General features: G+C 49.3%; 18 protein-coding genes. 3 read left to right on the top strand and 15 right to left on the bottom strand.

The genetic code is table 11. The features are described from left to right. Positions 1-413: 413 nt before the first annotated feature. The 8 genes from ligA to WH37_RS06415 form a co-directional block, all read right to left on the bottom strand. On the bottom strand, positions 414-2,462 hold the full coding sequence (gene ligA / locus WH37_RS06450; protein WP_046229766.1) for an NAD-dependent DNA ligase LigA: 2,049 nt from the start codon (positions 2,460-2,462) through the stop codon (positions 414-416). A 32-nt stretch (positions 2,463-2,494) separates the two neighbouring features. Continuing rightward, positions 2,495-4,846 carry a DNA helicase PcrA gene (gene pcrA, locus WH37_RS06445; protein ID WP_046229759.1) on the bottom strand — a complete coding sequence of 784 codons (2,352 nt, stop codon included), beginning with the start codon at positions 4,844-4,846 and terminating at the stop codon, positions 2,495-2,497. Between the two features lie 114 nt (positions 4,847-4,960). Then, positions 4,961-5,683 carry a heptaprenylglyceryl phosphate synthase gene (gene pcrB / locus WH37_RS06440; RefSeq protein ID WP_046229758.1) on the bottom strand — a complete coding sequence of 241 codons (723 nt, stop codon included), beginning with the start codon at positions 5,681-5,683 and terminating at the stop codon, positions 4,961-4,963. A 369-nt stretch (positions 5,684-6,052) separates the two neighbouring features. Next, on the bottom strand, positions 6,053-8,590 hold the full coding sequence (locus WH37_RS06435) for a U32 family peptidase (RefSeq protein ID WP_046229757.1): 2,538 nt from the start codon (positions 8,588-8,590) through the stop codon (positions 6,053-6,055). 184 nt (positions 8,591-8,774) lie between these two features. Next, positions 8,775-9,986 (bottom strand): efflux RND transporter periplasmic adaptor subunit, encoded by a 1,212-nt coding sequence (locus tag WH37_RS06430; RefSeq protein ID WP_046229756.1) that lies wholly within the window; start codon positions 9,984-9,986, stop codon positions 8,775-8,777. A gap of 56 nt (positions 9,987-10,042) precedes the next feature. Continuing rightward, complete coding sequence (locus WH37_RS06425) at positions 10,043-13,153, bottom strand: efflux RND transporter permease subunit (protein WP_046229755.1); 3,111 nt, start codon at positions 13,151-13,153, stop codon at positions 10,043-10,045. 200 nt (positions 13,154-13,353) lie between these two features. Beyond that, the gene (locus WH37_RS06420) at positions 13,354-14,742 is read right to left on the bottom strand and encodes a HAMP domain-containing sensor histidine kinase (protein WP_046229754.1); all 1,389 of its coding nucleotides are present in this window, start codon (positions 14,740-14,742) and stop codon (positions 13,354-13,356) included. Then, complete coding sequence (locus WH37_RS06415) at positions 14,736-15,419, bottom strand: response regulator transcription factor (RefSeq protein ID WP_046229753.1); 684 nt, start codon at positions 15,417-15,419, stop codon at positions 14,736-14,738. Before WH37_RS06415 ends, WH37_RS06420 begins: the two co-directional genes overlap by 7 nt. 249 nt (positions 15,420-15,668) lie before the next feature. On the opposite strand from WH37_RS06415, the gene WH37_RS06410 reads away from it, so the two are divergent. From WH37_RS06410 to WH37_RS06400, 3 genes are all read left to right on the top strand, one after another. Beyond that, complete coding sequence (locus WH37_RS06410; protein ID WP_046229752.1) at positions 15,669-16,637, top strand: sugar phosphate isomerase/epimerase family protein; 969 nt, start codon at positions 15,669-15,671, stop codon at positions 16,635-16,637. Positions 16,638-17,407: 770 nt separating this feature from the next. Next, entirely contained in the window at positions 17,408-18,136 is a 729-nt protein-coding gene (locus WH37_RS06405) for an ABC transporter ATP-binding protein (RefSeq protein ID WP_052736842.1), read from the top strand. Continuing rightward, the gene (locus WH37_RS06400; RefSeq protein WP_046229751.1) at positions 18,117-18,374 is read left to right on the top strand and encodes an ABC-2 transporter permease; all 258 of its coding nucleotides are present in this window, start codon (positions 18,117-18,119) and stop codon (positions 18,372-18,374) included. The genes WH37_RS06405 and WH37_RS06400 overlap by 20 nt, the downstream gene beginning before the upstream one ends. Positions 18,375-18,772: 398 nt before the next feature. On the opposite strand, the gene WH37_RS06395 is transcribed toward WH37_RS06400, so the two are convergent. From WH37_RS06395 to uvrA, 7 genes are all read right to left on the bottom strand, one after another. Beyond that, positions 18,773-19,195 carry an OsmC family protein gene (locus tag WH37_RS06395; protein ID WP_046229750.1) on the bottom strand — a complete coding sequence of 141 codons (423 nt, stop codon included), beginning with the start codon at positions 19,193-19,195 and terminating at the stop codon, positions 18,773-18,775. A 66-nt stretch (positions 19,196-19,261) separates the two neighbouring features. Continuing rightward, positions 19,262-20,032, bottom strand: a complete 771-nt coding sequence (locus WH37_RS06390; RefSeq protein ID WP_046229749.1) for an amino acid ABC transporter ATP-binding protein — start codon at positions 20,030-20,032, stop codon at positions 19,262-19,264. 21 nt (positions 20,033-20,053) lie between these two features. Then, positions 20,054-20,698, bottom strand: a complete 645-nt coding sequence (locus WH37_RS06385) for an amino acid ABC transporter permease (protein WP_046229748.1) — start codon at positions 20,696-20,698, stop codon at positions 20,054-20,056. A 78-nt stretch (positions 20,699-20,776) separates the two neighbouring features. Further along, complete coding sequence (locus WH37_RS06380) at positions 20,777-21,649, bottom strand: transporter substrate-binding domain-containing protein (RefSeq protein ID WP_046229747.1); 873 nt, start codon at positions 21,647-21,649, stop codon at positions 20,777-20,779. 79 nt (positions 21,650-21,728) lie between these two features. Continuing rightward, the gene (locus WH37_RS06375; RefSeq protein WP_052736841.1) at positions 21,729-22,310 is read right to left on the bottom strand and encodes a TetR/AcrR family transcriptional regulator; all 582 of its coding nucleotides are present in this window, start codon (positions 22,308-22,310) and stop codon (positions 21,729-21,731) included. A 193-nt stretch (positions 22,311-22,503) separates the two neighbouring features. Then, entirely contained in the window at positions 22,504-22,716 is a 213-nt protein-coding gene (locus WH37_RS06370) for a hypothetical protein (RefSeq protein ID WP_046229745.1), read from the bottom strand. A gap of 519 nt (positions 22,717-23,235) precedes the next feature. Beyond that, positions 23,236-26,118 carry an excinuclease ABC subunit UvrA gene (uvrA, locus tag WH37_RS06365; RefSeq protein WP_046229744.1) on the bottom strand — a complete coding sequence of 961 codons (2,883 nt, stop codon included), beginning with the start codon at positions 26,116-26,118 and terminating at the stop codon, positions 23,236-23,238. Between the last annotated feature and the right edge of the window lie 37 nt (positions 26,119-26,155).

The raw sequence follows: 26,155 nt of genomic DNA, 5'->3' as shown, positions 1-26,155 counted from the left end.
CACGCCGCCAGCGTTCGTCCTGAGCCAGGATCAAACTCTCCATTTAGGTGTTTGACTTGCTCATTACTTAACTAGCTATTTAAAACATTGTTTGGATTTTGACGTGATCCATTTGTTCAGTTTTCAAGGAACTTGTTTGTCATATTTTGTAGTGACAGTTGTATATGTTATCACCATTCTTCGACAGTGTCAACAGCTTATTTTATTGTTTATTTCTCAATATTTCTGCTGTGTAACGCGATGTCTCCGAAGCGACAAGAAGTAATATACCATGTCCATTTTTGGAATGCAACTACTTTTTCAAAAAAACTTTTCATTTTTTTATAAACATCCTCCTGAATCCTTAACCCTTATAACGAAAAAAAGCGCCGCGCACGCCCCTGAACCTAGGCGTGGCGGCACTTTGCGACCAATTATGCTTCGTTTCCTTCTAATAAACGCAGCAATTCTGCTTCATCTTCAATAACGGTGACGCCAAGCTCCTTCGCTTTCGCGAGCTTGCTGCCTGCATTTTCGCCAGCAATGACATAATCCGTCTTCTTCGACACGCTGCCAGATACCTTCGCTCCACATGCTTCGAGCTTCTTTGCAGCTTCATCGCGGCTCATGCCGGATAATGTCCCTGTAATGACTACCGTTTTGCCGCTGAATACACTATCTTCCCGAACGGCGGCTTTATGCTCCGCTTCCGCGCTTACCCCAGCAGCCCGCATACGGGCAATACTTTCAGCCATAACCGGATCGGCAAAGAAGCTTACAATACTCTCCGCCACAATACCGCCAATATCAGGCAGCTCCACTAGCTCTTCCACCGAAGCCGCCATTACAGCATCCAGACTCCCGTAATGATCTGCAAGTGTCCGCGTCGTGGACTTCCCTGTGTTAGGAATGCCGAGCGCGTACAGAAATGCCGTCAAATCCCGGCTCTTGGACTTTTCAAACGCATCAAGCAGCTTGCGCGCCTTCCGCTCGCCGAACCGTTCCAGCTTAATCAGATCGTCATACTCCAGCGCATACAGATCAGCAGGGTCATGAACCTTACACTCTGTATACAGCTGTTCAGCCGTCATAACGCTGAATGTATCAATATCCATCGCATCGCGCGAGGCAAAATGCGTAATGCGACCGATCATTTGCGGACCACAGCCCAGACGGTTGTTGCAAAACAAATGCGCGCCGCGCTGTTCCAGCTCTGTGCCACAGGAAGGGCACTGCTCTGGATAGACGATTTCCTGGCCATCTATTTCATCGGTTTTGCCGAGTATTTCAGGTATGACATCATTGGAGCGGCGAATGGTTACAAACGTACCAAGCGCGTATTTAAGATTTTTCCGTTCAATATCGCCGATATTGTTGAGTGTACAGTTTTGTACCGTCACTCCAGCAAGCTCAACAGCTTCGACGCGGGCGACAGGCGTTATTTTGCCGGTACGGCCGACTTCCCAAGAAACGGATTGCAGTATAGTTGCCGCTTCTTCCGCCTCGAACTTAAACGCCACCGCCCAACGCGGGAACTTGTCTGTATAGCCCAGCGCTTCCCGAGTACGGATATCCGTGAGCTTGACCACAGCTCCATCTATTAAATAATCGAGATCAGTACGGCCCTCTGCCAAGCGCTCCAGCTCCGCCGCCACCTCTTCGATCGTGTCAAAATAAACCGCGTACGGATTTACTTTAAACCGGTTGTCCCGCAAAAACTGCTGCATTTCCTGATGAGTGGTGAATGCCAGCTCTTCCGAATAGCCTATATTGTAGAAAAAAGCGCTGAGCTTCCGCTCCGCAGTCATCTTCGGATTCAAGTTGCGCAGGGCGCCAGCTGCTGCATTGCGTGCGTTTTTGAGCGGCTCAGCAGCCGTCTGGTTGTACTTCTCCAGCACCGACAGCTGCATAATACCCTCGCCTTGCACCTCGATCAAACCTTCCCGATAAGGAATCGTGAGCGGGACAGAACGAATCGTCTTCACCTGTGCCAAAATCCCTTCGCCTATCGCGCCATTGCCTCGCGTAGCCGCCTGAATCAACTTTCCATTCTCATAGGTCAAGTTCAGCGTCAAACCGTCAAACTTCAGCTCAATGACATAGCTTGGGTCTGGAAGTGGATCAACATCCGGATTTTTCGTATTATAATCGTTCACCGCCCGCAGCATCCGCTGGTTCCAGGCATGCAGCCCTTCAATGTTTTGCGCCTTGTCCAAGCTCCATAGCTTGGCACGGTGACGATGCGGATCAAAGCCCTTAAGCAGCTCTCCCCCTACGCGCTCGGTTGGCGAATCAGGAAGCACGGTTCCCGTCTCCTTCTCCAATGCGACCAGCTCATCATAAAGCTTGTCATAGTCAGCATCATCAATCGATGGCTGATCCAGCGTGTAATACTGGTAGTTATGAGCCGTAATTTCATCAATTAGCGTAATCATGCGTTCTGTTTGGGCAGGTGAAGCCGCAGCTGTTTCCGGTTGGTTCATTTCCACAGCAGGTGTCCCCTTTCAATAATGAGCTAAACTTTCGTTATTGGCGCAAAACCTGCAAGCAGGCGTTTTACCCCTGTCGGAGCGGGAAAAGCAATCTGCAGCTCCATGTCATTACCTGTTCCTTTCACGGAAACGATAACGCCTTCGCCCCATTTGCCGTGGGCTACCCGGTCGCCAGCAGCGAACTGCTTCGCGCCTGCATCACCAGCCGCACCTGCTGCGCCTGCGCCGGCTGCTTGCGGCGTGCTTACTCGAACGCCACTGCTTGTGCTCGTGCCGAGCGAACGGCCGCCCGAGCCAAGTCCGCCAGTTGCTGCCGGACGTGAAGGAGCCGTGCGCCCGCCCGAACCGAAGCCAGTCGAGCTTCCAGCGCCGTACCTGCTCCCGCCTCCGCTGCGGCCAAATGTGCCCGTGGCAGAAGCATCCTTTTTGAGCTCGCTCGGCACTTCATCCAGAAAGCGTGAAGGCATATTCGATGCGGTACGTCCGAACAAGGTGCGCATCCGGGCCGATGTCATAAACAGCTGCTTCTCTGCCCGGGTTATGCCTACATAGGCAAGCCGGCGCTCTTCCTCCAGCTCATCATTGTCGCTTAAAGCGCGGCTATGCGGAAAGATGCTCTCCTCCATGCCAATAATAAATACGACCGGGAACTCCAAGCCTTTGGCACTATGCATCGTCATCAGCACGACAGCGTCACTTTGGGCAGCATTGCCTTGCTCATCCTGTTTATCCATTGAATCAATATCCGCGATGAGAGCGAGATCGGTCAGGAAGGATACAAGCGTCTTGTCTTCGTTGCGTTTCTCAAAGTCCATCGTAACGGAAAGAAACTCATCAATATTTTCAACCCGTGCCGTCGATTCCAATGTTTTCTCGCGCTGAAGCTCCAGCTTGTACTGGGTCATCTCCAGCACCTTCTCCGTCAGCTCCGTCACCGACAAATATTCAACCATGCCGGCAAGGTTGCTGATCATTATATAGAACTCTCCAAGCAGCGCTTGCGTACGGGCATTAATATCCAGCCCTTGAAGATTGCCTAGAACGTTGAAAATCGAAGTGCCGCTCCGCGCTGCCTCCTCGGCCAGCTTGCCAACCGTCGTATCACCAATGCCGCGCTTCGGCACATTAATGACGCGTGCAAGGCTAATATCGTCATCTGGATTGGAAATCAGTCTCAAATAAGCGAGCAAATCTTTAATCTCTTTGCGATCGTAGAACTTGATGCCGCCCACGATTTGATAAGGGATATCCGATTTGATCAAAATTTCCTCTATAACCCGCGACTGCGCGTTAGTCCGATACAAAATGGCGTGATCTGAAAATCTGCGTCCACTGTTTTTATTTTTGCGAATTTCGCCTGTTACAAAATAACCCTCGTCATGCTCGGAATCCGCCTGATACACCGTAATCTCATCTCCGGCACCTTGATCGGTCCAGAGGTTCTTCGGCTTGCGTCCGGTATTCAGGCTGATGACCGCATTCGCCGCATTCAAAATGTTGGCCGTAGAACGATAGTTCTGCTCCAGCATTATCGTCTGCGCTTCGGGATAGTCGCCCTCGAAATTCAAAATATTCGTAATGTCCGCCCCGCGCCAACGGTAAATCGACTGGTCGCTGTCGCCGACGACGCAAATATTATGATGCTTATCAGCAAGCATGCGGCACAGCATGTATTGCGCACGGTTCGTATCCTGATACTCATCGACATGGAGGTAACGGAATTTGTTCTGGTAAAAATCCAGCACCTCCGGCACTTCCTGGAACAGTTGAATCGTCTTCATTATCAAATCGTCGAAATCGAGCGAGTTATTGCTTTTGAGCCGCTTCTGGTAAGACTTGTACACCTTAATGACGATATCCTGAAAATAGTCCCCCGCCTTCTGCTCATACCGCTCCGGCGTAAGCAGCTCATTCTTCGCGGCGCTGATGGACGCTTGAACAGCCTTCGGCTCGAATTTCTTCGTATCGATATTCAAATCCTTCATGCAGTTGCGAATAACCGATAGCTGATCGCCAGAATCCAAAATCGTAAAATTCGAAGTAAAGCCAATCCGATCGATGTCCTTGCGCAAAATCCGCACGCACATCGAGTGAAAGGTAGATACCCAAATATCATTGCCCGACGGACCGATCAGAGCGCTAACTCTGTCACGCATTTCACGCGATGCCTTATTCGTAAAGGTAATCGCCAAAATGCTCCAAGGCGCTACGCGCTTCTTCTCAATTAAATAAGCGATCCGATGGGTTAATACGCGGGTTTTGCCGCTGCCCGCTCCCGCCATAATCAAAAGCGGCCCATCGGTTGCTTTTACCGCTTCGCGCTGCGGAGGATTAAGCTTCTGTACCGCCTCGTCGATGCTTATAAAATTAAACATGGTCGTTCTCCTTTGTTCGCATTTGTTCGCCTATCAACAGTGTAGACAACGGGCCGTTAAGTGTCAATTTGCAGACGCAAATAAATCCCTAAATAGGCGGTTGTTTTATAAAAACTAGGCTTCGTTTCTTGCATGCTTGCGAATCGTGTTGTGAACGGCAGGCACAGTAGCCAGCGCTGCCTGCAAATCCGCATAAATAATATTGCCGACGACGACGGTGTCGCAAGCCGATGCCGCCTCGCTCGCCTTCTCTGCGCTATCAATGCCGCCGCCATAAAATAGTTGGGCCTGCGCGATCGTGTCATACGCTTTTTGAACAAGTGCCATGTCGCCGTATCGACCGCTGTATTCCAAATAAATGACAGGCAGGCGCATGAGCCGATCCGCCATTTGCACATGAGCAAGCACCTGCTCCTCGTTCAGCTCGGCATGTGCTCCTGTCAGCTTGGCGGCGGTCGCTTTCCCATTCAATATAATATAACCTTGCGCCGCCGTTTCCTCCCAAGGAATGAAAGAGCCGAATGCTTGCAGCCCTTCTGTCTGGCGGCCATTAATCCACTCGGCCTGGCTCGTGTTCAATACGAGCGGTACAAAATAGCCATCAAAGCCGGGAACCGCCGCATCCATCGTTGAGACCTCCAGCGCGCAATCTACCGCATAACGGCGAATGCGCGCCATTAAATCTACGGTATTCTCAAACGTCACACCGCTAGAGCCTCCTACTAATACGGCGTCTGTACCCGACATGCAAATTGCATCCAGTTCCTCGTCCGAGATGCTGCGCTCCGGGTCCAGCTTAAATACATGTCTCCAACCTGCATACCATTGTACGTCCATCCTCACCATTACCCCGCTTATCCCTATCCGTTATGCGGCTCACTTATCGTTATGAGCGCTCCAGTGATCTCAGTAACTACGGCTCTTAATTGCAGCCTGCTTCTTCCTATGCTAAGCGAGCCGCATGGCGGTGTCAAACTGTTAGAGTGGCCTGAAGATCAGGTTAGACTTCCCGTTCCCAGCGCTCTTCCAGAAGCTCTTTATTCGACAACGTTTGCAGGCGCGTTTCTTGCAGGATGAAGCCCATTTTTTCGTAAATTCTTCTTGCTGAGACAAGCTCAAAATTCGTCCAGAGAGTAATTTTTTATATCCTTCAAAAAGAGCCGGCACTGCGTTTCCCGCAATGCCGGCTCCCATCTTTCTGCTTTCTTACTTCACCAATTGTCCGCGCGTTACGCCGATTTGGTTCGTTGCTTTAAGTGTGCGCCATACTTTCGTTCCCGTAATACGACCATCGAGCGCATCGCGGTAAAGGGACAGCACTTCCGTTACCCGCTCCGGCGTTTCTTCCAGAAACTCGACGCGGAATGATGGAATGCCCAGCTCCAAAAATTGCTTGATATATTCAGCGCCCGATTGCTCAATCGCATTGTACACCGTATTGCGGCAGCCTTCGTCTACGCGAACCGGATGGGACATGCCAATACGGTCCTGCAAGGAAGCGCGCGAATCTTCACACGGACGTCCACAGTTCGTGAAGTTGGTGCCTTCACTCATGAAGGTGCAATAGACACAGTGCTCCGTATGGAACATTGGCAAATGCTGCTGGATTACGACTTCCAGCTTCGCCGTATTGGCCTTGTTCAGCATGTCCATCATTTGCTGAATGTTCAGGTCATAGGACGGCGTAATCATATCGAGGCCAACTTCTTCAAAAAGCTTCACCGTCTTGTGATTAGCCACATTCAGCGAGAAATCGCCAATCAGCTTAGGGAATGGTTGATCCGGGTTTTCAGCCTTGGCGCGCAAATAATAATAAAGCGCACCCGTATTGCGGACAAGCACCGCATCTGGCTTAAGCTTCAAAATGTTGGCATGGTAGCCGTTTTCACCCGGCATATGAATGCGCGGGGTTGCCAGAGCGATAGGCTTGCCTGCCGCTCGCGCCAGCTCTACAGCCGCCGGAAATTGCTTAATAAATTCAAAATCAGCGTAAATCATATCGACATCGGCGGCAATTGCCGCTTCGACTTGCGGCAAGCCGCGGCATAGAGCCGTCAGGCGCGGCGCAAGATCGCCTTCGTGCGAATAGCCGGAGGCAGCGGCTGGAACAGCCTCTTGATCCGCGGTGTCTGCCAGCGGGTCGATGTTATTTTTCACATAAACGGGCGGCTTTGGGCGTTCTCCAGCTAAATGCTCTACCGCTTCGCGGCGCATCCGGTTGAGCTCACGCACGGGCACAATCAGTTCGCCCTCAAGCAGCACTTCCAGATGGTCAAGCTGATAAACCGTTCCGCCTAGACGGCCCAGTTGATCGGCAAGCAGTTCGGCATCCATCGGACGCTTCTGCGCCTGCTCCAGCAGCAGCTCAGAGACCACCTCTACCGTCGTCCCCTTCTGCATATCCGTCCATATCGTCCGCAGCGGCTCGCCGAGCTGGCCTGTTACCGATACATGAAGCGGGAAAACGCGGTATGGCTTCTCCGTCTCATAGGTCGCACGCAGACGCTTATCCAGCGCCGGGTCATTCGTCTTCCATACGCGGTCGCCCACATGCACCTTGCGCAAATCAACGTCGCTGCGTCCTGGAACGAGCTCCAGCAGCGTGCCTTCCTGCGCTTCCCCTTCAATCTTCACGCCTTGGCGGCGAATGTCGTAGACGCGGCCGCCCTCTTCCTTCTTCGTCGGATCGCCAGCATCGAAAACGACGCCATCGCCACGCTTAAGCGGAGCTTCCAGACGGATGGTTACAGCATCGCGAAGAATACGCTCGACACGGCCAATAAAGACGCCGCGGCTTTTGGGAAACGTGCCTTCAACTAGCATTTTATTGTTCGTGCCAGACAGAAAGCCATGTGTGAAGCCGCGCGAGAAGCTTTGCTGCAATTCGCGAACTTCCTCTACCGATGGCTTGGACAGATCGCCGTCAAAATATTTATCTATCGCCTTGCGATATTTGCTGACCACGTTGGCGACGTATTCCGGGCTTTTGAGACGTCCTTCGATTTTGAAGGAAACGACGCCTGCTTCAATCAGCTCAGGGACGAGATCGATCGCCGCTAAATCCTTTGGCGACAGCAAATACGAAATATCGCCCATCGGCTGATGCTTGCCATCGACCATTAGATCGTAAGGCAGACGGCATGCCTGCGCGCATTCGCCGCGGTTCGCCGAGCGTCCGCCCCACATTTCCGACGTCAGACACTGACCGGAATACGATACGCATAACGCGCCATGCACAAACACTTCCATCGGAAGCTTCGCCTGCTCGCCAATCGTTTTAATTTGCTTCAGGTTATTTTCGCGGCCAAGGACGACGCGCTCCATATTAAACGGCTTCGTAAATTCGACCGCTTCTGGAGAAGTAATCGTCATTTGCGTCGATCCATGAATCGGAAAATCTGGGGAAAGCTCGCGAATGAGCTTCACGAGTCCCAAATCCTGCACGATAACCGCATCTACACCTGCATCTATACACATTTCAATGAGCGTCTGAGCATCGCGAAGCTCGTCCTCAAATACGAGAATGTTAAACGTCAAAAAGCCCTGCACGCCATAGCTGTGCAAAAAGGCCATAATCTCTGGCAGCTCCTCGCTGCGGAAATTATTCGCTCTCGCACGCGCATTGAATTTTTCCACACCAAAAAAGACAGCATCCGCACCGTTCGCAACCGCCGCCCGCATACATTCCCAGTCGCCCGCCGGAGCAAGCAACTCTACATCTTGACGCCTTATATTTGCTTTCATAGTACCGCACATTCTCCTCAATAGTTAGCAATCTGTTGCTACTAGTGTAACAAACCGCCGCCAGCTATTCCACCATACATTGTTGACAAAATAATAGAAAGTCCAGACATGCTGCCAAACTTTCTTTTAAAAATAAAAAAAGGAAGGAGCCTCCTTGCCGCTCCCTCCCTTGCTTCCCTCTTCCTTAGGACTGCTTCGCAGCCTCTTCGTTCTCAATCTTCTGCCCGTCGCTCAGCGTATGCTGGCCGGAGACGACAACGGTCTCTCCCTCTTTCAGCCCTTCTATCACTTCCTGATAGACGCCATTGATGCGGCCCAGTTTAACTGCGCGCTTCTCAGCTGTACCTGCATTGGACAGCATAACGAAGGTTTCGCTGCCTTCACGTACAATACTCAGCGAAGGAACAGCAATTACATTTTCCTCTGCAACGGTCGTCAGCTCCACTTGAACGCGACTTCCTGGCTTGAGCGAGCCATCCGCATTGTCCGTTGTGAGCTCAAGCGCGTACATTCTCGTTTTTGCATTAGGTACCGAAGCGAGATAGACCACTTTCGCTTTTTTCTTCACAGATGGATTCTCCGAATTGTAGTAAACGAGCTCTGACTTGCCGCGGGCTAGCTCCGCAGCCGGTTCGCTAAGCTCGGTCTTAATCGAAATTTGCTTCACATTCTGCACGACAGCTACTACTGTACCTGCGTTTATCGTCATGCCCTCGCTCACGGCAAAATCAGTAATCGTACCGCTTGCTGGAGCGGTAATTTGATAGCTGTCCAGCTGAATATCAGCCTGCTCGACGGCTAATCTAGCCGCATCGATTTGGGATTGCAAGCCCGATAGCGAGCTGCCATTATCCAAATCGGCAAGCTGCTGCTTGGCCGACTCCAGATTGCGACGTGCGGCATCAATCAAATTTTGATCATCACCGGCACTAGCCTGAATGTACTGCGTCTCCAGATTAGCAATATTATTCAGCAAGGTAGAGCGGCTTGAAGCAATATCCTGCTTTGCTTTTACTAAAGATTGCTCTGCTGCTGACAGGCTGGTTTCCGCGCGCTTACGGTCAAGCACTGCGAGATTCGACTCCAATTGAATGATGGCTTCTCCTTTTTGAACCGTGTCGCCATTGTTCTTAAGCACGCGGGCGATTTTGCCGGAAGCCATCGTCGGAATGTCCAGACGAACCGAGGCGCTTACCTCAGCGACCTGCTCGCGCGGATCTCCCATGCTGTGCGTGGCTGCCGCCTCTGTTTTAATGACTGTCACTTGCTGCTCTACTACTGTCTCTTCTGCAGCAGGTGCCGCGCTCGAGCATCCCGCAGCCATTAAAGCCATTGCAAACACGGCTGCGAGTGCGGCTTTGCTTCGCCGCTCCTGCTTGATCAAACGAAAAAACATATATTCCAGCTCCCCTCTATATTGTTAACCCTCTTAACCATTTATGTGCTAAATGTTTAGCCTTCCAAATTGGCAGGCTTATTAAAATCCACTGGTGCAGCTTGGCCTTTCCCTTTGCGGAACAGCTTGTTGCTAATCGCCTCAAGCATCTCATATACGACTGGCACGACTACAAGCGTAAGCAGTGTAGAAGTGATCAAGCCGCCGATAACAACGACCGCGAGCCCTTTAGAAATAAGTACGCCTTCACCAGTGCCCATTGCCAGAGGTATCATCGCTACTATCGTTGCCCCTGCTGTCATAATAATCGGACGCAGCCGGACTCTGCCTGCTTCGACCAGCGCATGGCGGACGGAGAAGCCTTCATGCCGCAGCTGCTGCGCTCGGTCGAGCAATACGATCGCATTGGTAACGACGATGCCGATCAGCATCATAAATCCAATGAGAGATGTAATATTAATGGATTCATTCGTAACCAGCAGGCCTAGCAAACCGCCAATAATGGCGAGCGGCAGCGAGAACAGAATCGCGAACGGCGTGCTGGCATTGCCGAAGCACAGAACCAGTATAAAATAAACGATAGCGATGGATACAGCCATAGCCATAAACAGCTGCGTGAAGCTTTCGGCGATGTCCTCCGACACGCCTTGTATCTCGGTAGATACACCTGTTGGAAGCTCAATTGCATCCAGCGCTGCCGCCACTCTTGTGCTGACCTCAGTCTGGTCTGCTGCATCAATGGTAGCCGACATCTTCACGACCTGCGAGCGCGATTCCCGGCTCAATGCAGCAGGGGCCTGTACTTCCTCTACTTTGGCCACCTCTTGCAAATAAACGATGCCTGCCGTTGGCGATGAAATCGGCATTTTGCCAAGCTTCTCAAGCGAGCCTTTATCTTCATCGCGAAGCTTGACCACTGTGGAATACAAAACATTATCAAAGCGAATATCTCCAAGACGCTGCTCTGCAAGCCACATCCGAACTGAATCTCTGACCTCAGCAGGATTAAGTCCAAGCTCTCTAGCCTTCGTCTGCGAAACGGTAATGCTTATTTCCGTTTTGGCGTCGCTAAGCGTATCCGTGATTTTAGTAAGCTCAGGGAATTCCTTCATTTTACCCTTGACGAGTGCGGCCCCCTGCTCAAGCAACTGTTGATCGTCACCTTTCAGCACATAAGAGAAGCTTCCTCCGTTAAGACCTCCACCACCGCTTGCCATCTCTCCCGTTACTTCCGTGCCTTGCGGCAACTGGTTTTTAATCAGCTCCACATAGTTGTTCAAGACCAGCGTTGCATCCTCTGCTTCGCTGATCTCAGCGGTAAGCGAGGTTGTATAAGGAACGGTATCGTCACTGTCCGCATATCCAACCAAGGACTCCACGAAGGTGAACAGGGCGCCGCCCTGGCTGTCTTTGGCATCCAGCAGCATCTTCTCAATTTCCTGTGACTGCATGTCATTGCTTTCCAGTGACGTTTCATATGGATACTTCACTTGGAAGAACACGAGCTTCTCCGGGCCGCTCGAAGGCAGGAAGTTAACTGCCAAATTCGGAATCGTAATCGCCATGGTCACAACAAGCATGACAAGCGACATCAGCAAGGTTTTGATCCGATTAGACAAGCACCATACTAGAATACGCTCATATAGACGCGTTACTTTGCCGTCATGCGCATGCTCGTTCTGCTTAATCTGCTTGCGGCTGCGCAGTACGAGCAGCTTTGTCATCATGGGAATGACCGTCAGCGCCACGACCAGTGAAGCAAGCAGAGCACATGATACCGTCAGCGCGAATGGCCGGAACATCTGTCCAACGATGCCGCCAACAACGGCGAGTGGCAGGAACACGCCTGCCGTAACGAGCGTCGAGGATGTGATCGCCATGGAAACTTGGCGGGTAGCCATAATAATGACGGATTCGCCGCGCTCCTGCGCTTTTTCCAGGTTGCTGTATATGTTCTCAATGACGACGATACTATCGTCCACAATTCGCCCAATGGCGATGAACATGCCGCCGAGCGTCATAATGTTCAGCGTAATATTCATGCTCGACATCATAATCAGCGTGATCAGAATCGAGAGTGGAATCGAGACGAGAACGATCAACGTCATCCGAATATTGCGAAGGAATAGCAGAATCATAAGCGAGGCAAGGGCAATCCCGATAAAGCCTTCCTTTAAAATGCCGCTGATCGATTTTCTAACCTCATCTGCGCCATCGTAAATTTTTTGGAACGTAACCGCTGGCTGCTTTGTTTCCCAATCGGCCAGCACCGTATTGACTTCATTGGAGAAATCAACCGCATTGGCTTCGCTCATCTTGTAGAGACGAATGCCCAGCGCAGGCTGATTGTTGTAGCGGGCAATAAACTTCGATTCGTTCACGGCCTGGACATCCCCTAAATCCTGAAGCAGCACCGTTTGGCCTGTACTCGTGGCAAACTCCAAATTGCGAAGGCCGTAAATGCTGTTCAAATCACCCGTCACCCGCGCCATCTGCGATTTGCCGTCCAGCTCTACTGAACCGACTGCACCATCCGTCAGAGCGGATTGAATGGCACTGGTTACCTCTACCGCCGACAAGTTGAACACGGATAAAGCATCTGCGTCCAGCAAAATATCGAGCGAGGTTGAACTAACTCCAATAGAATTAACATGGTCAATACCATTAACACCTTCCAGCGATGGCTTAATGCTATCCTCGTAAAGCTTGTTGAGCTCCATTTGCGACATGCCTTCCCCGGCATATAGCGTTAAGTAATAAGCAGGCTGGGAGGAAAAGCCGAAGGTCAAAACCTTTGGCGTACTCGCGCCAGCCGGAAGTGCTACCTCCTGCAACAGGCCTTCCAGCTCCGTCTTTTTCTCCTTTACATCGTAGCCCTGCTTAAACTGGACAACGACGCTGGAAATATTATCGCTGGATGTTGAGCTGAGTGTATCCAACCCTTGTATGTTCGCGATTTTATCCTCAATCGGCTTCGTCACCTCATCCATCACATCCATTGGCGGTGCCGGATATGAGGTTTGAATCATGACGACTGGAAACGAGATATCAGGGATCGTCTCCATTTTCAGAGTCGCCGTTGAGTATAGCCCCCCTGCTACAAGCAGGGCAATCAATATAACCATTGCGGCCACTTTATTCATTGAAAAGCGGATTAAACCATTCAACCAGAACCCCTCCTACTCGCGTGTATACCTCAACGTTAAACTTTCTGTATGAACATAACGTGAACCATGCAAAAAAAATGATGCAGGCAGCCCTTTTTTTTGCGTGGTTCGCATTTGTAGAAGTGAAATGGCAAGCTATCGAGGGATGGTCTTGTCATTATCCCTTCTTCCGTGCGGATGCAAGCGGCTGCTTAAGCCCGTCAGGAAATGCGCTTTTTGGCTGCCATGCTCGGCAGCGTCACGTCTACGCGCGCACCGCCTTCCACCCGGTTTGTAATACGGATGACGCCTTGATGCAAATTGACGATTTTCTGGGCGATGGAGAGGCCTAGGCCGCTTCCGCCCAGCTTTTTGCTGCGCGACTTGTCCGCCTTATAAAATCGTTCAAACAGCCTAAAGCCGTCTTCGTCAGGAAACCCGCTGCCATTGTCCGATACGGATACTTTAATGCTGTCTGTATCAAAGCTCATTTCAATGCGTATATATCCGCCTTCCGGAGCAAATTTGATCGCATTGCCGATTACATTTATCCATACTTGGCTAAGCCCATCCTCATCGGCATTTATTTTCACATGGGGCAGATCCAGTATCATCTCAATCGATTTTTCGGACCACTGCGGCTCGCAGACCACAATAACTTGGCGCAGTTGCTCATCGAGATCGTAGGTAACCGGATCAAAAGCAGGCACTGCCGAATCCAGTTCCGCCAGCTTAAGCAAATTATCGCTAAGGCGCGACAGACGCTGGCTTTCTGTATAAATAATGTTTAGATACCGCTGCTTCTGCTCGGGATCTTCCACCGCATCCAGCATAAGCATTCTCGAAAATCCGGCAATCGACGTCAGCGGCGATTGAATCTCATGCGAGACGCTGCTTACAAATTGCCCGCGCAGTTCATCCATCTGCTCAATTTCCTTCGCCATGCCGCTAAAGCTTTGGGCCAGCTGCCCGAGCTCATCTGTACGCTTGCCTGATCTTAGCTGAATGTCGAAGCGCCCACTCGCCATCCGCTCTACCGCCTGCTTCATTTCTTTAAGCGGACGCACCAAATAGATGGCGGCCACAAAGATGCACAGACCGCCTACCCCGAGCACAACAGCAAGAGCAACGAAGAGCATCTGGTTGAAAATAACAGTCTTGCTCGTCGGCTGGTGCACGAACAACGCGTACGTTTTATGATCAGAAGTAAACGGCATCCCGAGCACGAGGCCTTTGCCTTCCGTGAACCCAAAATCAAAATCCACAAACGGCTCGCCGTTTAATACAGATGTTGAAATGCTGCCTCCGGGAGCAATGCCAAATTCCGCAAACAGCTTCCCCTCCTCGGTGAGCCAGCCCTTGTCATCCATAACCATATATTTATAGGTCGGGGTAGGCTCTAATAGAGTAACAATTCGCTTCGCTTCCTCAATGCCATACTGCTCATATAAAGCGGCAATCGAATGTCCGTATTGCAGAACCTCCTTCTGCACCTCGGTGATCACCTGGTCCTTAAACAGCGTAATCGTAATGAAGAAGGCGCTGACCAGACCAACCAGCACCGCTGTTATAAAACTAATAATAACCCTTACATATAAGGTTCTTAGCATGCGTCCACCATTTCGAGCCTGTAGCCAAGCCCCCGCTTGGTCACAATCGTAAACGGCGCATCCATTTCTGCAAAACGTTCGCGCAATCGCTTAATATGTACATCCACTGTCCGCTCATCGCCGAAAAACTGCGGACCCCAAATTTGGCTGATCAGCTCGTTGCGTGTGAAAATTTTACCCGGGTTGCCCGCCAGCTTGAACAGCAGCTCAAATTCCTTCAGCGGCAGCGCCACCCGTGCCTGCCCCTGCATCACCTCAAACGTATGCCGATCCAGCACAAAATCGCCCAACTGCAGCCGCATTGACGCTTCAATTCGGTAGCGTTTCAACAATGCCCGAACACGCAGCACTAGCTCATAGGGCTCGAAAGGCTTCACCATATAATCATCAGTTCCCAGGCCAAACGCTTTGATTTTCTGATTAATTTCACGCTTTGCTGTTACCATCAGCACAGGGATATTCGGGTATTCTTCCTTTACATATTTACATAGCTCCCAGCCATCCATGAAGGGCATCATCACATCAAGCACCACTAAATCTGCTTTTTGCTTTCGCAGCAGCCGAATGGCCTCTATGCCGTGGCTTGCCTGAATCGTCTGAAATCCCTCACTGCTAAGCTGCGCGTGCATGAGCTCGCGTATATCTGGATCATCATCTACCAGCATGACACTTGCCATCTCTTTGTTCCTCCCGCTCTCCTGTGGCTTCTCCATTGTTTTCGGCAGTTTCTATTCAAAATTATAGCTTATGGTCAGAAAAAACTGTCAAGTCTTATCTATAACTTGTACGAACGAGAAAGCTTTTGGTAACCTTTTGTTTTGTTTATATGCGATTATGTCAAATTTGCACTTTTCATTAGATATCGGCAATCGGGCAATGGTATAATGAGAATTAGCTTTTCTTATAAATAGGAGGAATGATTGCACATGAAATTAGGAGTATTCAGCGTGCTTTTCGCACAGAAGTCATTTGAAGAAGCGCTCGATTACATAGCTGCCAAAGGACTGGATGCTATTGAAATCGGCACTGGCGGTTACCCTGGCACAGCCCACTGTGATCCTGATGTCCTGCTTGCTGACGAGGAAAAGTTGAAAGCGTTTAAGCATGCGGTAGAATCACGCGGCCTGATCATCAGCGCCCTGAGCTGCCACGCTAATCCGCTGCACCCACAAAAGCATCTCGCTGCTGCGGATGACGCCACTATTCGCAAAACGATTGAGCTCGCAGGCCGCTTGGGCGTTCCTGTCGTTAATACATTTTCCGGCTGCCCAGGCGACCACGAGGATGCTAAATATCCGAACTGGCCGGTTGCGCCTTGGCCAAATGATTTTCAAGAAATTTTGGCTTGGCAGTGGGAGTATAAAGTCATTCCTTACTGGACCGAAATCGGCGCACTTGCTGTCAAACACGGCGTAAAAATCGGACTTGAGCTGCATGGCGGCTTCTCCGTTCACAGCCCGGCAACGCTGCTTCGCCTTCGTGAAGCGGTTGGTCCGGTTATCGGCGCCAACCTGGATCCGAGCCATATGTGGTGGCAAGGTATTGACCCGGTTCAAGCCGTTCATATTTTGGGACGCGCTGGCGCGATTCACCATTTCCATGCTAAGGATACGACGATTGATCCAATCAACGTCAACCATCACGGCGTAACGGATATGCAATCGTATTCGCTGATGCTGGATCGCGCTTGGCAATTCCGTACTGTAGGCTTCGGGCATGACCTGAAGGTATGGGCGGACATTATTAGCGCGCTTCGTCTGGTTGGCTACGACTATGTCGTAAGCATTGAGCACGAGGACGGCCTGATGTCCGTTGACGAAGGTTTCACCAAAGCGGTGCAAAACCTGCAGCAAGTGCTGATTAAAGAACCACTGGGCGAAATGTGGTGGGTATAGGTTGAAAAGGGCGGCTGCATCCGGTGAGGATGCGGCCGTTTTTTTTGCAAGGAGACTGTGGACAAGGGCTTGAAATCATTACATGCCGCTAATAAATAACATTCCCCGCGTTAAATACTAGCGTACTCTAAGAGCAACCCAAAAACAGATTCCGGATTGTCCCACAAGTGAAATCCTTACGCATACCTTTTCCCCCACGAAAACGTTCGCTATTGCAACCATCATGAAACAAAGGCAATGATGGTGTATAAAGCTCCCTTCGTTCCTTCGGATCAAGACATTAAGTACTACCTTATGTAAAGCTTTGCCCCTTCATACAATACCAATCGCCTTTATCTAACGGGCTATCTCAATGACAGAAAGCAACCTGCTACTTTTGTTAATTTAACCGACACTACATGTTGCCAAACAAGTAATGTGTTTTTACCACTAAGCTCAAATCTATTGGATTCTATTTGTTACTACTTAGGTGTCTCTGTGAATATCCAGAGAGCCCTTTTTATTACAAGGGTTTCCATAAATACCTGTCGAAGTTAGAGAGGACAGAGTAGTAAAGGGAGCCTGAGGGATGGAGCTCACACATGAACAGATTCATATAATCTGCAAAGGCAATCATGAAATCGCAAATAACTTTCATGCGTTGCTTGGACAGCATAGCAGCAAGCCACCCTCCAGCGATGGACTGCGTAAACCTACGAACTTGCGGCAACCGGGAGACAAGTGTAGCACTTAACTTGGAAATTCATCATACAAAATGAGGAGGGCTAGGCTTGGAAAAAGTACTAACTGTGAACGAACTCTACAAGAGTTATTCAGATTTCTCTTTAAATAATATAAATCTAGAATTGCTGCAAGGCGATATCATGGGGTTAATTGGAGAAAACGGAGCTGGAAAAACTACTTTAATGAAATTACTTCTGAACCTATTGAGTCCAGAAAAAGGAGAACTTATAGTATTCAATAAAAGTTACGCAGATAATTCATCATACATTAAAAATAGAATAGGAGTGGTTTTTGACGAAAATTACTTACACGGACTGCTAACTCCAAAACGATTTAATTTGATTATGTCTAACATCTATGAACGATGGGATGAAAAGACTTACTATCATTATTTAGAAAATTTCAATTTACCCCTACACAAAAAAATAAATGAATTTTCTAAAGGCATGAAAGTAAAATTAAATTTTTCTGTTGCGTTGTCGCATCGGCCTAATTTATTGATTTTAGATGAAGCTACAAGCGGGCTAGACCCTGTGATGAGAATTGAAATTTTAGATGTTCTGAAAGAATTTGTTACAGAAAATAACAGCTGCGTTCTCATATCATCTCATATATTATCAGATGTTGAACGTATAGCGAATAAAATTACATTCATGCATAAAGGAAAAATAGTATTCACAGAAAAAGTTTCAAATATAACTCAGCAGGGGAACCTTGAAAACATCATGAGATCATATATTAAAGGGGAGTCATCTGATGCAAGGTCTAATTATTAAAGATTTATTAGTGTTAAAAAGCAAGGTGAAAACCATTCCCTTTATACTTTTAGCTATTGTGGCTATTTTGGCTATTTATTATCTTGGTTCGACTGGCGTGTTAGCTTTGAATGTGTTTATCCCTGTCTATTTCTGCGCTCTTATAATACCTGTATATCAGGAAGATGAGAAAGCAGGATGGCATAATTATGTTTTTATGCTTATTATTGCTGAATATATTTTATTATTACTTGTTTAGCGATCTTTCATTCTCGGTTCATATTCTTACCTTATTCGCAGCGTTGTCCATGGGTTTTATTTACTTATCACTGCTCATTCCCTCTATTTACTATAGTGGAACAAATGGCAGCTCTATTGTGATGCTGATTTTTATTTTGTCCTTTTCTGGTGGTGCTTTTCTTATTAACTCTGGAACGCTAACTTTCGATACATTAGTCTCCATTCATCCATTATTTTTAGCATGCGGCTTACTGCTTTTAGTGATAATAACACTCATAATATCCCTACTTATTTCCATAAAAATTTTCTTAACCTCCCAATCTAGATGATCTATTCTTTAAAAGAAAGAGTCGAATTCCGGACCGCTCACGGCTGCCTTGGAATTCGACTCTTTCTTTTATATATGCTCCAACACGCTTATCCCCGCGTCATTTCTACCCCGTTAAGCACAAGCCGGTAACGAATGTCCGCTTTCAGCGAATCCGAGACCGCGCAATATTTTTCCTTGCCCAGCTCAATCGCTTTCCAAATGCGGTAATCCGGCACATCGCCATTCACTTTGAAAATAAGATCGATGGCCGTAAAGCCCTTCGGCATCTCCTCTTTGCGCGTGCCTTCCGCATCAATCTCGATGCTGGTGATTGAACCAAGGAACGCATCCATAATCATCGTAATATCGATGCCGATACAGCCCGCGAGGCCCGCCAGCAGCAGCTCCATCGGTGTAGCTCCTTGCCCGTCGCCGCCATATGCTGCTGTCGCATCCATCCCAACGCTGTAGCCTGATGGCCCTACAGATGTAAATGCACGTTTGCCTGTCCATGTTGTTGTAACCTTCATTGCGGTGTACCCTCTTTCTTTCGTAAGAATCGAAGGCCAAGCCTCCTACTTTAACTTTGTTGTTCGTTATTGCTGCTCTTGCTGCAATCCTCTGTGCTGGCCCAGCTTGTTCAGAAATCGGCGAGCCCGTTCGGTAGCCGGATGGTCGAAAAACACCTCCGGCGCAGCCTCCTCGACAATTTGCCCGTCATCCATAAACACAACCCGGTTCGCTACATGACGGGCGAAAGCCATTTCATGCGTCACCACCAGCATCGTCATCCCTTCGCGTGCCAGCTGCTGCATCACATCGAGCACCTCGCCGACCAATTCCGGATCAAGCGCAGACGTAGGCTCGTCAAACAATAAAACATCCGGCTCCATCGCGAGCGCCCGGGCAATCGCTACCCGCTGCTGCTGCCCGCCAGACAGCCTTGATGGATAAGCATCCAGCTTGCCTTCAAGCCCGACGCGCTCCAGCATTTTTTTGCCGATAGCGACGGCTTCGCTTCTTGGCAGCTTTTTCACGACGAGCAGCGATTCAATGACGTTGCCCAGCGCCGTTTTATGCGGGTACAAGTTAAACTGCTGAAATACCATCCCGCTATGACGTCGTATGGTTCGGACATTCTGATTGCGCTCGCGTGGCTTCATTTGTGTATCCAGGCGAACACCGTTCATCTCAATACTGCCTCCGCTTAGCGTCTCCAGCCCATTCAGGCAGCGAAGCAGCGTGCTTTTTCCCGAACCGCTTGGCCCAAGCAGCACAATGATCTCCCCCGCATCGACCTGAAGATTAATGCCCTTTAGCACCTCGGCGCCCTGAAAAGATTTCGTTAATTTCTCCGTCTTAATCATCGTATTTCTCACGCCCCAACCTTAATAAGCCTTGGACAAGCGCTTCTCAATAGCTTCCAAAATAGCTGAAAAAGCGGTGCTCATCACCCAGTACATAACTCCAATTCCGATATAAAACGGCATATTGACGTAATACTGCGCAATAAGCAAATTCGCCTGTCGCAGCAGCTCGGTTACGGTAATAAAAGAAACAAGTGATGTCTCCTTGAGCATTCCGATAAACGTATTGCCCATTGGCGGTATGGCCACCCTCGCCGCCTGCGGAAGCACGATCCGGTACAGCGCCTGCCATGAGGTCATGCCCGTCGCATAAGCGGCCTCCATCTGTCCCTTTGGAATGGACAAAATCGCCCCGCGGAACGTCTCCGATAAATACGCCCCCACATTAATGCTCAGCGCCAGAGTTGCCGCCGTCAGCGGACCGAACACAATGCCGTAATCAACCAGCCCATAATAAACGACAAAAATTTGGATAAGCACCGGGGTTCCGCGAATAATTGAGACGTAACCCCGCGCCAATAGCCGAATGGGGCGGTTGCCCTTCAAACGGGCAATCGCTACTACTCCACCGATGATGAGGCCAAAAAACATCGACATAATCGTCAGCAGCAGCGTATAATAAGCGCCCTTGAGCAGAAAAAAGAAATTTTCAAAAACGAGATTCATAACGTGAAGGTTCCCTTCCGTTTACGTGGTTTTGCAAGGTGAAACTTATAAATCCATATATTGTGACGAGAGCCGGGCTTATTCCGCCGCTGGCTCCTCGCCGAACCATTTTACAAAAATAGTTTTATATGTGCCGTCAGCTTTCATCGCCTTCAAAGCTTCGTTCAGCGCGTCGCGGAATTCCGGATTGTCCTTGCGCACCGCGATGCCTGCTTGGTCCGATTTGATTGGGTCGCCAACTGCTTTGATTTTGAAGCTATTTTTCTCGACGATCGGTTTTAGTGCATACATGTTGTTGATCGTCGCATCAATACGGCCTGCATTCAAATCCTGCAGCGACGTGATTACATCATCATAGGTTTTGATGGTGAAGTCGCCGACTTCAGGAAGCACCGTTTTGCGAAGATACGTTTCATCGTTTGTGCCGAGTCCTACTCCAATGTTTTTGCCTTTAAAATCAGCCAGCTTCGTAATCGTGTCGTTTTTCTCGGCAACGATGATTTTAACGGAGTTCGTAATATACGGCTCTGTAAAATCCATTTGCTCCTTGCGCTCGTCCGTAATCGTCATTTGGCTGATGACTACATCAAATTTTTTCGCTTGCAGACCGGCAATCATACCGGAAAACTCCTGTGCGACAAACTCGGCTTTTACACCAAGGCGCTTGGCTATTTCTTTTGCAATATCCGCATCGAAGCCATCCATTTCCTTGTTGTCGTTCAAAAAGTTATACGGCGCATAAGTTCCCATCAAGCCTACCTTGATTACACCAGCTTGCTTCACCTGCTCCAGCAAATTGGCAGGAGCCGCTGTCCCTGCTTCCGCTGTAGGCGAAGCCGAACCTGCATTTTCGCTGTTGCCGCTCTTCGAGCCGCAGCCCGCCACAATAACAGCCAACAGCAAAATAGCTGTCATCATAAATAATGTTGTTTTTTTCGTTTGAATCCTCATCTTCCACTCTCTCCTTCATAGCTTCTCTAATATTGTATGGTTGCTTATTAATGTGTCCGGCTTTCGCAGGGAAATGCAGCTAAATGCCTAATAATCCGAAAAATTCAAATCGCGCCGTTTCCGCAGCCAGCAATTCCGCAGATTTTACCGCAATAGCATCGCTTTCCGGCGAACTGCGAAACAGCCAACGAGACAGCACGCCTTCAATGAGGCTCATCAGAAATGCCGCTCGCAGCTTGGCATCAATGGTACCCGGCAGCATGCCCAGCTCAGTGGCGCGTTCAATATTTAGCACAAAAGATTGCTCCATCGCCATTTGAGTTACCGTTATTTCCTGTCTAACGACTTCGCTGAAGCCCGTGCCATCAAGCAGCATGCCCATTAAGTAACGATTTTGCTTGGCAAAATGAAACAGCTCGGTCAGTAGATGCTCGGAGGCCGATACCATATCCTGCACCGAACCAGCATTTTTACGGTAGCCTTGTCCAATAACCGTAAGCAGCCTCTCCCGGCCATCCTGAACAATTTCTATAGCTATAGCTTCCTTGCTTTTAAAATACCAATAGAAAGTGCCTTGTGCGACACCTGCATCCGCTACGATATCCGATACTTTCGTCGAATGGTAACCATGAAGGGCAAAACGTTTCAGTGCGGACTCCATAATTTGGCGTTTGCGCTCCGCATTGTTCGCCGTATTGCGATCTACGGTCCCGATAACAGCATCGCCTCCATCGATTGACTCGTCAGTCAGTTTTGATTTAAATCCTATCGGATCACTAGTATATTGTCAAGTAGCTATCAAAAAAAGTCCGCCCAGGTTGGATTCAACTTGGGCGGACTTTTTTTGTTTTTCCTTATGCCAACCATACTTTGGTGATCATGATGTAATCAATAAACACGAACAACCCCAAAGATACAGCTGTGAAACCAATCGCGAAAATGTTCTTCTTGCGCTCTCTGACCAACCGGACAAAGCCGATCAATAACAAAATTGTAAACGCAAGCATGAACCAGTCAAACGTATTAATGTTGCTGGTCGCTTGTGCTGCTTCTTCTGCCAAAAACATTTGAATGACCCCTCCCACAGTTAAGCTTTTGCTCCATTCCACTTGCTTTAGGACCTGTCTTCCAAACTAAAAAATCTATTTGGCCATACGCATCCTATCCTAACCTATATGTTATCTTTTCCATGCGCCTGACGCAAGTCCGAATCTGTTTTCGTAACAACTTTGTCACGTTTGTCCATCCATATAAGCTGAACGATTGATTAGCATGAGGGAGTTGGTCGCCACTGCTAGAAAGGTTGAACTTCCGGCCGCTTTGTTTTCTGATTTCTTGATTCTTTTCCTCGCTAAGGGTGAAATCCGAAAACAATAGTTGATGCTTACGAAGCTGCGTTCTTACAGAACGCTTTAGGCGGACACTAAGGAAATGCTTGCGATGCGGCTTTAACTATCTCCTTATACGTTGTCCAGCTTTGCCCAACCTTATAACCTGAAACCGTTATGGAATGTGAATAGAGGCAAAATCAGACATAGAAAAAAAAGGCTAGCCAACATCGGTTAGCTAGCCTTGCAACACCAAGCTTAATTAGAGGCTGCAGCAACGGAAGATTCCGTCTCACGCCGCTGAATGGTTCGTTCCCGGTCACGCTCCATAATTGGCTTCAGGTATTTCCCTGTATAGGACTTGTCTACCTTCGCCACTTCCTCCGGCGTTCCCGTTGCAACGATCATTCCTCCGCCGCTTCCGCCTTCCGGTCCCAAATCGATCAAATAATCGGCTGTCTTAATGACGTCCAGATTATGCTCAATGACGAGTACCGATTCACCCGAATCAACTAGGCGGTGCAGCACCATCAACAGACGGTCAATATCATCAGCATGCAGGCCTGTCGTCGGCTCATCCAAAATGTACATCGTTTTCCCTGTACTCCGGCGATACAGCTCGGAAGCCAGCTTAACACGCTGTGCTTCGCCCCCAGACAATGTCGTAGCAGGTTGTCCCAGACGCATATAACCTAAGCCTACATCAAGCAGTGTCTGCAATTTGCGCTGGATTCTCGGAATATTTTCGAAAAACTTGCAGCCATCCTCAATTGTCATTTCGAGTACATCGGAAATGCTCTTGCCTTTATATTTAACTTCCAGCGTTTCGCGATTGTAACGCTTGCCTTTGCAAATTTCGCAAGGGACATACACGTCAGGCAAGAAATGCATTTCAATCTTGATAATGCCATCCCCACGGCAAGCCTCACAGCGGCCGCCCTTCACATTAAAGCTGAATCTGCCCTTCTTATAGCCCCGTACCTTGGACTCATTCGTCGAGGCGTAAAGGTCGCGCACGTCATCAAACATACCTGTATACGTAGCGGGATTCGAGCGTGGCGTTCTACCAATTGGCGATTGGTCAATATCAATGACTTTCTCCAAATGCTCGATTCCGCGCATTTCCTTATATTGTCCTGGACGTGTTCTCGCTCTGTTCAAATCGCGCGCCAGCGTCTTATATACGATTTCATTGACGAAGGTCGATTTGCCCGAACCCGATACGCCAGTAACCGCCGTAAAAATGCCAAGCGGAATTTTTACATTGACGCCGCGCAGATTGTTTTCCTTCGCACCGCGAACCTCCAGCCATTTGTCGCCCGCAGCACGACGCTCCAGCGGCACCTCAATAAACTTGCGCCCGCTCAAATATTGGCCCGTCAACGAATGCTCATTGTTCATGATTTCCGCCGGTGTTCCTTCGGCGATAACGGTACCGCCATGAATGCCCGCACCAGGGCCAATGTCGATAATGTAGTCAGCCGCCAGCATCGTATCCTCATCATGCTCTACAACAATAAGCGTATTGCCGATATTCCGCATATGCACGAGCGTCTCAATCAGCCGATCATTGTCCCGCTGATGCAGGCCGATGCTCGGCTCATCCAAAATATAAAGAACACCCATCAGGCTCGAACCGATTTGCGTTGCCAATCGAATCCGCTGCGCTTCACCGCCGGACAATGTTCCAGCCGCCCGGTTCATCGCCAAATATTCCAGCCCGACATTGACAAGGAAGCCTAGCCGGCTGTTGATTTCCTTCAAAATCAGATTGGCAATCGTCTGTTCCTTCTCCGTTAATACCAGTCCTTCGAAGAAGCGCTGTGAATCGCCAATCGAGAGCGAAGTGACATGGGCGATGTTCTGGGAGGCAATCGTTACAGCAAGTGTTTCCTTGCGCAGTCGTTGGCCTTTACAGCCGCCACAAGGCTTGGCACTCATATAAGCTTCAATGTGTTCCCGCATGGAATCAGACGCCGTCTCGCGGTAGCGCCGTTCCAAATTGTTAACGATACCTTCAAACGGCACATAAGCCTCTTTACGATGGCCAAAATCATTTTCATATAGGAAGCGAACACGTTCTCCTCCGGTACCATAAAGCAGCTTATTCATTTGCTCCTCGCTAAGCTCAGAAACCGGCACATCCTGTGGAATGCCATAATGCTCACAAACCGAGCTTAAAAACTGAGGATAATAATTGGATGTACTTCCGGCCCAGGCAAGGAAAGCCGCTTCTTTAATCGATTTGCTCATATCGGGAACGAGCAGATCCGGATCAACGATCATCTTGGCACCTAGTCCGTCGCAATCAGGACAAGCACCGAACGGGCTGTTGAACGAAAACATCCGCGGAGCGAGCTCCTCTACACTAAAGCCGCACACTGGACAAGCCAGGTTTGAGCTGAACAACAGCTCTTCTTTCTCCATTACGTCAACGAGCACCCGGCCATCGGCCAATTTAAGCGCCGTCTCTATTGAATCAGCCAAGCGGCTGTGCACATCTGCCTTCACAACGATGCGGTCAACAACGACCTCAATGCTATGTTTTTTATTTTTCTCCAGCTCGATCTTCTCACTTAGCTCACGCAGCTCGCCATTTACGCGAACGCGGACAAAGCCCTGCTTCTGAATGTCGGCAAACAGCTTCGTATGCTCGCCCTTGCGGCCGGATACGAGCGGCGCCAAAATTTGCAGCTTCGTCTTCTCGGGATATTCCATAATGCGGTCAACCATTTGCCCAACGGTCTGCGAAGTAATCTCGATCCCATGCTCCGGGCAATGAGGCTTGCCAATTCGTGCGAACAACAAGCGAAGGTAATCGTAGATTTCCGTTACTGTACCTACAGTGGAGCGCGGATTGCGGCTCGTCGTCTTCTGATCAATCGAAATGGCCGGAGACAAACCTTCAATGGAATCCACATCCGGCTTCTCCATCTGGCCGAGAAACTGTCTGGCATAGGCAGATAAAGACTCCACATAGCGGCGCTGTCCTTCGGCGTAAATCGTATCAAAAGCTAGGGATGATTTGCCTGAGCCGCTCAGTCCCGTTAATACAACAAACTTGTCGCGCGGAATGGTGACATCAATATTTTTCAAATTGTGTGCACGAGCGCCTTTTACTACAATTTTGTCGCTACCCAATCTTATTGCCTCCTCTTTCCTATCCATTCTCTTCTTT

Origin of the sequence: Paenibacillus algorifonticola (genome assembly GCF_000971975.1) — a bacterium.
GTDB lineage: Bacteria > Bacillota > Bacilli > Paenibacillales > Paenibacillaceae > Pristimantibacillus > Pristimantibacillus algorifonticola.
This window is presented reverse-complemented; position numbering and strand designations above follow the sequence as displayed.